Consider the following 12,979-nt stretch of genomic DNA (forward strand, 5'->3'; position numbering starts at 1 on the left):
TTCACTTTTCTCAGCTTTCTGCGTTTTTTAATTAATGCATACGTATGTTTCTATCAAATCAAACCACTTTATATACAATGGCTTAGTTAAAAAAATGTTAACAATCCAGATAATAAAAATAAGAGAGCTGTATGCTAGCGTTCCAAAAAAGTCTTAGTAATGGTTTTTATAGCCTCCTTAGTTTGCCAGCAAGTGCCATGGGCTTTGCCCTGTCAGTACAGATTGCCGCTTTAAGTTGGTTATTGACCACCCAATACGGTTTGGATTTGCATGATGTAGGTTTTGTCTGGGCGGCTGGGCCTATCGCAGGTATTTTAGGACAAGTCATTGTTGGCGCAATTAGCGACAATATCTGGTTTTGGGGTGGCAGAAGAAGGCCATTTATTATCATAGGCGGTGTACTTGCTTCCCTTAGTTTATTGGCTCTGCCAAACATAGGTATTATTTCCGCAGCGCTAAATATTGAAGCTATTTTAGGTATTGCAGTGCTGGTAGCCCTAACACTCGATTTGTCCATTAACATCAGTTTCAATCCTACACGCTCCATCATTGCCGATGTTACACCTAAAGGACATGAGCGCACTAAAGGCTATACTTGGATGCAAACAGTATCCGGTTCATTTGGTGTTTTAGCTTATGTAATTGGTACTTTTTGGAATAATTACGCGTTGATTTATATTGGTGTGGGTCTGGTACTGGTCATGTCCATCATTCCCCCGCTGTTTGTAACTGAATCACGTAGTTTTGAACACTCAGAATCGTCAGAACAGCATACCAAGCTGGGCTTTTGGAACGGTTGCAAAGTCATTGAACCGCTTTGGGGATTTATTCTTTATTCGGTTTATGCGTTCACAATTAAAATGGCTAACATTGATATTCAACATTACTGGGTAGAGCTAGCCTGCCTCATCTTAACCCTGATACTGATATTCAAAACCCTAATCACTAAAGAGACCCACAAGCCCGATGGCACCAGTGAACAAGGATTTAAAAAAGTACTGGCCGCGCATGCCTTCACTTGGTTGGGTGTGCAATCTATGTTTATTTATATTATTGGTTTTATTAAACAGAATCTCCCTGAGCTTTCAGATAATCAAACGGGACAGGTTATCAGCGCAGGCTTTCTCATATTAAGTGTGGTGTCAGCTATTTTACCTGCATTATTGTTAGAGCCTTTGGCGAAAAAGTTGGGGCGAGTAAAAGTACATACCTATTGTATATTATCAATGTCCATCGCCTATTTCGTGTTGTCTCAAGTTGGTGAGTCAAAATTAGGGATTTATATAATGATGGCTTTTCTGGGCATTGGTTGGGCAGCAACAATTAGTTTGCCGTTTGCAATTATGTCTCAAAAGGTTCCTGCTGCAAAAATGGGACTATTTATGGGGTTGTTCAACCTATCCGTTGTTTTACCTCAATTAGTTTCAAGCTTAGGGATAGGAAAGTACATAAACCAAGTGGCGGACAAGGATATGTTATTCGTAATATGTGGCGCTTGTTTGTTAATTTCAGCTATAGCTTGGTTTTGCATAAAAGATGATTCTTAACAAAACCTTATGAAGCCTATATTTGCAATATTGTCATTCAAACAGAAAATTTGACGGTGCATATTGCGAAAGTGTTTAGCTTTAGCTTCTTTTCTAAAACCAATGTCTAATTACCATCTTTCAGCGAAGCTTTATAATGCTCTTCTGATTCCGTTATTAGTATTCCCTGCCGAGTTATTTTTAATTATACAAATACATCTTAAACTCAAAGAATTTACTACTATCAAGTCTACTCAAATGAACTAAAATTGAGAACAAGTCACCAATTTAATGATAAATCGTTATAACGGTCAGCAGCACGAATCGATATCTATTGCTAAAATTATCTGACTAGGAGTTTGTAACATGACATCAAAAGACACTATAAACGCGCCTCCCCTCAGTCAATTCTTCGAGAAGCCTACTGAGATTGAAAAGTATTTTAGTGCTGCTTTCAATATTTCTAAGGATCCGATTTTTGTAAAAGATGAGCACTACCGCTTATTACTTGTCAATGATGCATTTTGCAAAATATTAGGTGTAACTCGACAAGAAGCGTTAGGACGAACACTAGCACAAAGAGTCACACCAGAGCAGCAAGCGCGTTTTTTGTCCACTGACAAAAAAGTACTACAAACTGGTGAAGAAATTCTATGCGAAGAAACTTTAACGATTACGGGTAGCAAAGAAAAAACAATATTAACCAATAAAAAACGATTTACTGACTCCCAAGGTAAACATTTTTTAGTCGGAATCATTCATGATATTAGTTATCGCAAGCAAATTGAATCAAGAGTAAAGTCAAGTGGACATGTACTAGAACTCATCTCCAGTGGCAAACCATTAAATGAAATCTTACAAGCGATAGTTCGTGTAGTTGAACAAGAGAATCCTGACATGCTTTGTAGTGTCTTATTATTAGATGATTCTCAAAAACACCTAGTGATTGGCACTGCATCAAGCCTGCCTGCGTTTTACAATGAAGCTATCAATGGTATTGAAATAGGCATTGGTGTGGGTTCTTGTGGGACTGCCGCTTATACCAATAAGCGCGTTATTGTGAATGATGTTCTTAATCACCCTTACTGGCAGCCGTACAAAGAACTCGCCGCAGAAGCTGAATTAGGAGCATGTTGGTCAGAACCAATACGCTCCACCTCTGGAAAGGTGTTAGGTACTTTTGCTATTTATCACCATAAAGCCCATCAACCCACGCCTGCAGATCTTGAACTAATAGAACAAACCGCCAGTTTGGCTAGTATTGCCATAGAAAAAAAACACGCTGAAGAAAAGCTCGAACGTGCAGCAAGCGTCTTTACTCATGCTCAAGAGGGCATCATGATTACCGACGCTAACCTTAAAATCATCGAAATTAACGATACTTTTAGTAAAATGAGTGGATACTCCCTTGAAGAAGTACGAGGGAAATCACCAAATATATTTCGTTCTGAACGCCACTCCGACGAATTTTACCTAGAAATATGGGATGCCATGTCCAAACAAGGTTATTGGCGCGGGGAAGTATGGAGTAAACGCAAAAATGGCGTTATTTATCCCGAACTGGTCACAATCAATGCCGTGAAAAACACAGCAGGTAAAGTACAACACTATGTATCCTTATCTACCGATATCACACCTATGAAAGAATATCAGGGGCAACTTGAGCGCATTGCCCACTATGATGCGCTAACTAACCTCCCTAATCGGGTTTTATTAGCCGACAGATTGAACCAAGCGACTATACAATGCGAACGTCGTAAGAAATCTTTAGCGGTTGCATTTATGGACTTAGATGGGTTCAAAGCGGTTAATGACACCTATGGCCACAATGTAGGAGATGACTTGCTTATTGCCCTTTCACAGCGGATGAAAGAAGCATTACGCGAAGGCGATACCCTCGCTCGCATCGGCGGCGATGAGTTTATCGCAGTAATGGTAGATTTAGAGAAATTTGAAGATACTAAGCATGTATTAAATCGTTTATTAAAAGCCGCATCAGATCCCGTCAGCATTGGCAATGCATCTATGCAAGTTTCCGCCAGCATTGGTGTAACCCTCTACCCTCACGACAATGTCGATGCAGATCAACTTATGCGACATGCAGACCAAGCCATGTATATCGCCAAACAGGCAGGCAAAAATCGCTACCATCAGTTTGATATCGCTCACGATATAGCTCTCAACTCGCAACGTGAGAACATAGAAAATATTTATACCGCCATAGAAAACAATGAATTTGTATTGCATTACCAGCCAAAAATAAACATGCTAAGCGGCGAAACCGTAGGCGTTGAAGCGCTTATTAGATGGCAACACAAAACCAATGGATTAATCCCGCCACTAAAGTTTTTACCCTTAATAGAGGGGCTGGGAGTGAGTTTAAAAGTAGGCGAATGGGTGATCAGCACTGCACTACTTCAGATAGAGAGTTGGCAGAAGTTAGGTTTGGATATACCCGTTAGTGTCAACATTAGCGCTTATCAATTACAACAAGCTAATTTTACCGCTCGGTTGTCAACACTATTGGCCGCCCATCCTGCAGTTAACCCCAATCGTCTAGAGCTTGAAATTTTGGAAACCAGTGCCCTGCATGATACCGATATTGTGTCTAATACAATGAATGATTGCCGAGATTTAGGAGTTAGATTTGCTATTGATGATTTTGGTACAGGTTACTCTTCACTAACTTACCTTAAACGCCTTCCTGCATATTTAATTAAAATTGATCAGAGTTTTGTCCGAGACATGTTAGAAGACAATGATGACTTGGCAATTGTGCAAGGTGTCATAAGCTTAGCAACGACTTTCCAACGTAAGGTAATCGCTGAAGGTGTAGAAACTATTGCCCATGGTAAAGCACTATTGCAGCTAGGTTGCGAACTGGCTCAAGGTTACGGAATCGCTAAACCCATGGTCGCAAGCAAAATACCTGATTGGGTGAAAAAGTGGGAAAATGATAAGGCTTGGAAGTTTGATGTTTGATGTTTGATGTTTGATGTTTACAAAGATAAACCTGTTGCTTGATGTTCGTGTTCTGATTTACCCCTATAAAATAACTATTTTTTGTCTTTTAATCAGCAGTTTTTGACTGTCGCTCTTGCCATTGTTGTTTAGCCAATTGCAAATACAATTCCACGTCTTTACCACTCTCTTGGGCTAACTGCTCTGCCAATGCTCTAATCTGCTTGTCCCGTTTTTCAACTAGTTGCTCTGAACGTTCAAACAAATCTTGTGCTTCAGGATAGTCGTTTTTTAACGGTTGGATATCTTTAAAACTGAGGTAATACTCTTGGAATTTATCGGCAAAAAGTTGTCTGCTAGCTAAAAACTGCATAAACCTCAGACCATTTTCACCCGATATTAACGACATTTCGTTATCGGGTAAATTCGCCGCTTCGCCTATTTCTATGGCTCTTTGTTGTAACGATTGAGCCAGCGTAATATCATTATTCTCAACAGCTTGCTGCATACCCAGCCTGAACTCGTCATTCTGCAGAATGTCATTATAACTAAATTGTTTGATACTAGAGGTTTGTTCAGCTTCGGAATGATCAGTGGAATCACTAGTTGAAAGTGTCGGTTTAACAGGGTCGCTAAACTGAACAGCTACAATGATAGCTACTACGACGAATGCAATAGCAAAAGACAGTTTTTTGGTCATAGGGAGTATTTTCTAGATTTAATGATCAGACTCAGCAGAATTCTCGACTCTAACCAAGTTATTATTAGCTTTATTCGTCGAAAAGGTTAACACACCCTATTGTAATTAAGGGTGTGTTTTACTTCATCTAAGAATCGGAAGGTTCCGAATTTTCCACACGACTTTTAAGTTTCTGACCAGGTCTAAAGGTCACAACTCTGCGTGCTTTAATAGGAATATCCTCCCCTGTTTTGGGGTTCCTACCAGGACGTTCATTTTTTTGACGTAAATCGAAGTTACCGAAGCCGGATAATTTTACTTGCTCTCCGTCTTCAAGTGCCTCTCGGACTTCCTCAAAAAATGATTCAACAAGATCTTTAGCATCCCGCTTATTAATTCCCAATTTTTCAAATAAATGCTCAGCCATTTCAGCTTTGGTTAACGCCATAAAGTCAATCCCTCAATGATGCCCCGAACTTTTCTGCTAACTGGGACAGAATATCTTCAACTACCGCTTGAATATCATTTTCTTCAAGCGTTCTTGTTTGGTCCTGTAGAGTAAGAGAGATTGCCAAGCTTTTATAACCGGCCTCTATTCCCTTACCTCTGTACACATCGAATAAGTTTAGGCCAACTAGTTGATTTCCGCCAAATTTTTCGATGTAAGAAATTATTTCCCCTACAACTTTATCTTCCTCTACAACGATGGCAATGTCACGTCTATTAGCAGGAAATTTTGAAATTTCTTCTGCCAAAGGCAATTTTTTACCGCCAATTGCATTAAAATCAAGTTCAAATACGTAAGTTTTACCGTTTAGGCCCAATATTTTAGTTAATTTAGGGTGTACCGCACCTACGTAACCAACCAACTCTTCACCACGATATATTTGCGCACACTGGCCCGGGTGAAGTGCTGAGTGCTCAGCTGCTTTAAAACTAAATTCGGAAATATTCGCGGTCGTTTGCAATAAGGCTTCTACATCAGCTTTGATATCGTAGAAGTCAACACCTCGATCTTCAACATTCCAATGTTCATTATGGCGATTACCACAAATTACACCACCAACGACAACTTCTTGTCTAACACCCGTTTTTTCAGTGCTATCAGGTACAAATCGTAAACCCGTCTCAAATAATCTAACTCGGCTTTGTTGACGTTTTTGATTATATGACACTGACTGCAATAACCCTGTCCACAAACTCACTCGCATCGCTGACATATCAGAAGAAATAGGATGCGGAAGTTGCATACCTAACATCTCAGGGAATAAAGCGCTTTGCACCTTAGGATCCACGAACGAATAGGTAATCGCTTCTTGGTAATCACGCTCGACTAGTGTTTGTTTGAGTCTATCTAAGCTAAGGTTTTGTTCCTTATGCACAGACATTTTCAACTTTGCAGTAGGGGCAATTGTTGGAATGCTGTTATAGCCGTAAACTCTAGCGACTTCTTCTATTAAGTCTTCTTCGATACTAATATCGAAACGGTACGCTGGCACAACAACAGACCATTGACTATTCGAGAAATTAACTTCTAAACCTAAACGCGTTAGGATATCTGTTACTTTCGCATCTTCTACATGAATACCAAGTACACGCGTAAGGCGAGATGCACGTAATTGAATGGTTTTTTCTGTAGGAAGATGCTCTTGGCTTACCGACTCAGTAATAGGTCCAGCTTCACCACCAACAATATCCATTAACAACTGGGTAGCCCGCTCCATCGCAACTCTTTGCAATTGCGGATCAACACCACGTTCATAACGATGGGAAGCGTCAGTATGCAAACCATATTGACGGGCTTTACCCATAATTGCATCAGGAGCAAAAAAGGCACTTTCTAAAAATATATGCTTAGATTCGTTAGTAACACCTGACTCTAAACCACCAAAAATTCCCGCCATAGCTAGAGCTTTACGCTGATCAGCTATAACTAACGTATTGGTTTTTAGAGTAGTTTCATTGCCATCAAGAAGCGTTAACTTTTCATTCTCACTAGCAAAACGGACAATAATATCGCCGTCTAATTTATCCAAATCAAAAGCATGCATTGGATGACCAAGTTCAACTAACACATAATTAGTGACATCCACCACAGGATCAATACTACGAATACCGCTACGTCTGAGCTTTTCCTGCATCCATAGAGGAGATGCGGCATTTACATTGACGTTTTTAATTACCCGTCCTAAATATCTTGGGCAAGCTTCTGGCGCAGCAAGTTGGATCTCACGGCTATCTTCAATTTGCTTATCAACACCTTCAATTTTAGGTGCTGTCACTTCAACCTGATTCAATACTCCAACTTCTCGCGCAACACCTCTAATTCCTAGGCAATCTGCACGGTTGGGAGTTAAATCAACTTCAATGGTAACGTCATCTAATTCAAGGTACTCACGAATATCTTGGCCAATAGGTGCATCAGTAGGTAGTTCAATGATGCCATCATGGTCTTCACTGATACCTAATTCAGAAAAACTGCACAGCATGCCAAACGAAGGTTCACCTCGCAGTTTCGCTTTTTTAATTTTAAAGTTACCAGGCAAAACTGCGCCTACAGTCGCCACTGCGACCTTGATACCTTGACGGCAGTTTGGTGCACCACATACGATATCAATTAACTCGTCCTGTCCGATGTTAATTTTAGTGACGCGTAATTTGTCTGCATTAGGATGCTGTCCACACTCAACAACCTCACCAACTAGAACCCCAGAAAATTCGCCTGCAACTGGCTCTAGTCCATCAACTTCTAGACCAGCCATACTAAGCTGTTCTGATAATTGTTGTGTTGATACAGCTGGGTTAACCCATTCTCTCAACCACTTTTCACTGAATTTCATTTATTCGAATACTCTTAATTAAACTGCTTAAGAAAACGAAGGTCGTTTTCAAAAAAGGCTCGAAGATCGTTCACACCATAACGTAACATGGTTAGACGCTCTACCCCCATACCAAAGGCAAAACCAGTATATTCTTCTGGGTCAATGTTTACTGCTCTAAGGACATTTGGGTGAACCATGCCACATCCCAAAACTTCCAACCATTTACCGTTTTGCCCCATAACATCAACTTCAGCTGAGGGTTCAGTAAACGGGAAGTAAGAAGGACGAAAGCGCACTTGCAGATCGGCTTCAAAAAAGTTGTTCAAAAAGTCATGTAAAACGCCTTTTAACTCGGCAAAACTGACATTTTTATCAACCATCAACCCTTCAACCTGATGAAACATCGGTGTATGCGTTTGATCGTAATCATTTCGGTATACACGGCCAGGCGAGATAATACGAAGTGGCGGTTTCTCAACCTCCATAGTACGAATTTGTACCCCTGATGTTTGCGTACGTAGCATTACATCTGGGTTGAAATAAAACGTATCGTGATCGGCACGAGCCGGATGATTAGCGGGTATATTTAGCGCATCGAAATTGTGAAAACCATCTTCTACTTCTGGGCCAGACTTAACTGTGAAACCAAGTTCTCCAAAGAAACTTTCAATTCGACGAATAGTACGGCTAACCGGATGCAATCCGCCTAAGTTTTCCGTTCTACCGGGTAAAGTAACATCAATAGTTTCACCAGCTAATTTTGCGTTCAGCTCGGCATCTCGAAGATACTCACCACGAACTGAAATAAGTCCTTGGATCTTCTGCTTCGCTAAGTTTATTTTTTGTCCGGCAATGGGCCGCTCTTCAGCAGATAACTTTCCGAGTCCTTTGAGTAAATCAGTCATATGACCTTTTTTACCCATAAACTCTACTCGCACTGCGTCTAAAGTAGCCGCATCTTGTGCATCGTTAATTTTATTTTGTGCCTGTTCAATTATGGCGTCGAGATCCATAGCTTCCTCGGATTGGAATTTTACTTAATAAATTAAAGGCCTATCTTCACAAACCTGATAAGTGTACTTTAAAAAAGAACCGGTAATTCTACACGAAATCAGACCTTTATAGCTAGGGTCAGGCTATGATTGATCAACAATTTTTTGTTTATTGGGGAAAAAGATTAGTAAAAAAGAATGAAAGCGGGTAATTAGCAACTGCACAGGGTATGAAACCCGGTTACTAACAAATATCTTAGCAGTGAAAAAATCTAAATAAGTATTTTAAAACCTCCACAAAAGAGCACGATTAATGCACCCTTTTGTGGGACTAGTAAACATTAAAGCGCTAGAGAAGGCTGTTAACTATAAAGGCCATTAAATAAGCCAATGCACCATAACCAACGACTAAACCCCAAGCAATTTTTTGACTTCCGGTTTCAGCTTTAATAGTTGCCACCGTTGCTACGCATTGTAAGGCAATGACGTAGAAAATCAGCAGGCCCATTCCAGCACCAAAGGTTAGTCCATCATTTTGAATGTTAGCAGCCAAGCCCGCTATATTTTCATCTGCACCCTCGATACCAAACAAAGTACCTAAGGTTCCTACAAACACTTCTCTGGCTAAGAAAGACATCAAAATAGCCACACCATAACGCCAATCAATACCAAGAGGTTCAAATAACGGTTCGATAAAATGGCCAATGTAACCAAGGTAAGAGTTTTCCAAACCGCCACTATGAATAGGGAAATAGCCCAAAAACCAAATTCCAACGGCTACCATGAAAATCACCGGAGCAGCACGTCGTATAAAGTACTTAGCACTATTCAAAACACGATACATCAGTGGTTTCCAATGAGGTAAACGGTAACTTGGTAGCTCTAATATAAATGGCATTTCACTTTTGTCGCTATCTGCAAAGTGCATTTTATCCATCACAAAGCTAACAATAAGTGCAGTCACAATACCTGTCATGTACAAACCAAAGAACACCATACCTTGCGTATTCACAAGTCCACCAAGATACTGCGTTTGCGGGATAAACACCGCAATTAATAACGCATACACGGGTAAACGTGCGGAACAAGACATTAACGGAATTGTCATCATGGTGATTAAACGTTTGCGTGGTGATTCAATTGTACGTGCTGCCATAATTGCAGGTATGGCACAGGCATGTCCCGACAAGTAAGGAATAAAGCTTCTACCCGACAAGCCGAAATAACTCAAAGGTTTATGACAAATTAACGCTGCACGAGCTAAATATCCGCTATCTTCTAATAAACCTATAATAAATGTTAGCACCATAATTTGCGGTACAAAGACTAAAAACGAGCCTACACCGCCAAATATCGCATCATTTAGGAAATCATTAAAAATACCTTCAGGTAAGATGCCGCTAACCAAAGTTGCAAGGTAGCCTATTCCACTTTCAACCCCATCCATCAGCGGGGTTGCCCAAGTAAATATACTTTGGAATAACAAAAACATAATAGCCATGAAAGCAATGCCGCCTAACCAATTATGCAATAAGAATTGGTCAATCCGATTTTGCTGTTTCAGCACCACATTGGCATTCATGCCAAACTTGTAAGCAAGATGGCGGCTTTGTTTAATTACCTCATCATGATTTTCACTGACTTTTTGCGGTGTGCAATTTTGTTGTGCGACTAGATCAGGAAGAGCTTGTTGAAATTCTGACAGGCCTATTAGGGTCTTAGCGGACAATGCAAAAACCGGCGAACCTAATTCAGTTGATAAACTATCAACGTCGATTTCATGCCCAAACCGTAAAGCGTCATCAATCATATTGATAACAAACACAAAACCTTTGTTATGCTTTTTCGCTAACGCTTGAATTTGCAATCCAAACACCAAACTACGCTCTAAACGTGATGCGTCTAGTACACAGACAATCAGGCTTGTATCATCACTTTCTAAGGCCGTGTAAATAGCATCAATTGCCACTTGCTCATCTTGGGAAAAACTGTGCAGTGAATAGGTGCCAGGAAAATCAACAATCGTCAGATCTTTCATTTTTCCGGACTTCAGTTCCACTGTAACACCAGGGAAGTTAGCTACTTTTTGCTGTAGACCAGTTAACTGGTTAAACAGCAAACTTTTACCGCTATTGGGTCGTCCAATTAGAACAACTTTTTGTTGAGCACTATTATTATCTGAAACAGTTGAAGACACTACGGGTACCTGTTTAGTGAAAATTTAGTTATGTAGGAAATAATGGTTAAATTAGTTTGACGAAATTGAGTTACATTTTTATTTTAATATTTTGCGCTATTTCTTTGTCAATTGACAAGATCGCTCCACCCAATTCCACTACCTTTGGACCATTAAAGGGACATTGTTTTAGGCAGGAGATTGTCTCTCCATCACAAAAGCCCATTTCCTTAAGTCGATTACTCATCGCAACCGAAAGACCATTTTGTAATCCAACGATTTTAGCGGATGTTTTTGTAGGAAGTTCCCACACCGTATTTTGCAACATAATTAACTGACCACAAATGAGAACTATTTTCATTTATTATCTTATAAAGTGATAGTAAAAGGCAAGTTCTGAATAGCCTCTTTCATATATTTTTAGCAGATAAGCTAGTTACCTATTTATTTCACCCTTTGTTTGGGCTACATAATTAGTCCACTAAAACGAAAAAAGGCGAACCATCCTGGTTCGCCTTTTCCCGAAAGAACTTAAACTTAATTGTTAAAAAATTAAGCCAATGCGCCTTTTGCTGCATCAACCAATGCAGTAAACGCGCCTTTATCATGCACAGCGATGTCAGCAAGGATCTTACGATCGATTTCGACAGACGCTTTCTTCAAACCGTTAATGAAACGGCTGTAAGACATGCCATTTTGACGAGCCGCAGCATTAATACGTGCAATCCATAATTGACGGAATTGACGCTTACGCTGACGACGGTCACGGTATGCATATTGACCAGCTTTTGTTACTGCTTGTACAGCAACGCGATAAACTCGACTACGAGCTCCGTAATAACCTTTGGCTTGCTTTAGTACCTTCTTATGACGGGCACGGGCAACTACACCACGTTTTACTCTTGCCATTTTTTAGTCTCCTGTGCTTTAAACGTAAGGTAACATGCGTTGAATCAACGCAGTGTCAGCTGTATGGGCTAATTTCTTGCCACGCAAGTGACGTTTACGCTTAGAGCTCTTCTTGGTCAAAATGTGACGCAAGTGAGACTGCTTGCTTTTGAAACGACCTGAAGCGGTTTTTTTAAAACGCTTGGCTGCTCCACTATTGGATTTCATTTTAGGCATTGCTAAAACTCCGCATTGTTAAGACCACACTTGAGGACATGCTTTGCATGACTACTCTGGGGTCGATGTTTCAACATAGTAGCAAGGTGAACTTAAGGTGCAGATCCGATTTTACGGTCCTCAGTTACTTGTAAACCTTTACTACTTCTTAATTGGGGCGAGCACCATGATCATCTGACGACCCTCTACCCTATGAGGGAAAGATTCGCAGTTAGCAATGTCTTCTAAATCCGTGCGAACACGTTTTAGTTGTTCAATGCCGATCTCTTGGTGGGCCATTTCACGTCCGCGAAAACGAATCGTTACCTTGGCCTTATCACCACCTTCTAGAAAGCGACGCAGGTTGCGCAGTTTTACCTGGTAGTCGCCTTCATCAGTGCCAGGGCGAAATTTAATCTCCTTGACCTGAATTTGCTTTTGTTTTTTCTTCTGCTCTTTCTGAGCCTTACTCTTCTCGAAAAGGAACTTTCCGTAATCCATTACCTTACATACAGGCGGCTCAGCGTTTGGACTAATCTCAACCAGATCCAAACTAGCTTGGTCGGCAAGTGTTTGAGCTTCTCCAAGAGATACTATCCCTAACTGCTCACCTTCTTTACCAATTAAGCGAACTTCTGTCGCTGTGATTTCTTCATTGATGTTGGCTTTATCGCCTTGAGCCTTATTATTAGCGCCTTTAATATGTCGTTCCTCCACGA

11 protein-coding genes are annotated in these 12,979 nt (G+C 40.5%); 2 read left to right on the top strand and 9 right to left on the bottom strand.

What is annotated here, in order from left to right:
• The first annotated feature begins 131 nt into the window (after nt 1-131).
• Both ABJV04_RS17685 and ABJV04_RS17690 read left to right on the top strand, forming a co-directional pair.
• A complete protein-coding gene (locus ABJV04_RS17685; protein WP_348492932.1) occupies nt 132-1,547 on the top strand; it encodes an MFS transporter in 1,416 nt (471 codons plus the stop codon).
• A 345-nt stretch (nt 1,548-1,892) separates the two neighbouring features.
• Nucleotides 1,893-4,508, top strand: coding sequence for an EAL domain-containing protein (locus tag ABJV04_RS17690; RefSeq protein ID WP_348492933.1), 2,616 nt, complete (start codon nt 1,893-1,895; stop codon nt 4,506-4,508).
• 88 nt (nt 4,509-4,596) lie between these two features.
• Here the strand turns inward: ABJV04_RS17690 and ABJV04_RS17695 are convergent, their stop codons facing one another.
• The 9 genes from ABJV04_RS17695 to infC all read right to left on the bottom strand — a co-directional run bounded on the left by ABJV04_RS17695 (nt 4,597) and on the right by infC (nt 12,977).
• The gene (locus ABJV04_RS17695; RefSeq protein ID WP_348492934.1) at nt 4,597-5,187 is read right to left on the bottom strand and encodes a hypothetical protein; all 591 of its coding nucleotides are present in this window, start codon (nt 5,185-5,187) and stop codon (nt 4,597-4,599) included.
• Nucleotides 5,188-5,314: 127 nt separating this feature from the next.
• The gene (locus tag ABJV04_RS17700) at nt 5,315-5,614 is read right to left on the bottom strand and encodes an integration host factor subunit alpha (RefSeq protein WP_348492935.1); all 300 of its coding nucleotides are present in this window, start codon (nt 5,612-5,614) and stop codon (nt 5,315-5,317) included.
• Nucleotides 5,615-5,618: 4 nt separating this feature from the next.
• Nucleotides 5,619-8,006, bottom strand: a complete 2,388-nt coding sequence (gene pheT, locus ABJV04_RS17705) for a phenylalanine--tRNA ligase subunit beta (RefSeq protein WP_348492936.1) — start codon at nt 8,004-8,006, stop codon at nt 5,619-5,621.
• Between the two features lie 14 nt (nt 8,007-8,020).
• Complete coding sequence (gene pheS / locus ABJV04_RS17710; RefSeq protein ID WP_348492937.1) at nt 8,021-9,001, bottom strand: phenylalanine--tRNA ligase subunit alpha; 981 nt, start codon at nt 8,999-9,001, stop codon at nt 8,021-8,023.
• Nucleotides 9,002-9,329: 328 nt separating this feature from the next.
• Nucleotides 9,330-11,177, bottom strand: a complete 1,848-nt coding sequence (locus ABJV04_RS17715) for a ferrous iron transporter B (protein ID WP_348492938.1) — start codon at nt 11,175-11,177, stop codon at nt 9,330-9,332.
• A 70-nt stretch (nt 11,178-11,247) separates the two neighbouring features.
• Nucleotides 11,248-11,517, bottom strand: a complete 270-nt coding sequence (locus ABJV04_RS17720; protein ID WP_348492939.1) for a FeoA family protein — start codon at nt 11,515-11,517, stop codon at nt 11,248-11,250.
• A gap of 191 nt (nt 11,518-11,708) precedes the next feature.
• The gene (rplT, locus tag ABJV04_RS17725) at nt 11,709-12,065 is read right to left on the bottom strand and encodes a 50S ribosomal protein L20 (RefSeq protein ID WP_216047298.1); all 357 of its coding nucleotides are present in this window, start codon (nt 12,063-12,065) and stop codon (nt 11,709-11,711) included.
• A gap of 18 nt (nt 12,066-12,083) precedes the next feature.
• Complete coding sequence (gene rpmI / locus ABJV04_RS17730; protein WP_348492940.1) at nt 12,084-12,281, bottom strand: 50S ribosomal protein L35; 198 nt, start codon at nt 12,279-12,281, stop codon at nt 12,084-12,086.
• Nucleotides 12,282-12,422: 141 nt separating this feature from the next.
• A complete protein-coding gene (infC, locus tag ABJV04_RS17735) occupies nt 12,423-12,977 on the bottom strand; it encodes a translation initiation factor IF-3 (protein ID WP_303473613.1) in 555 nt (184 codons plus the stop codon).
• Nucleotides 12,978-12,979 lie beyond the last annotated feature (2 nt).

This window comes from Aliiglaciecola sp. (assembly GCF_039982535.1).
Classification (GTDB): Bacteria; Pseudomonadota; Gammaproteobacteria; order Enterobacterales; family Alteromonadaceae; genus Aliiglaciecola.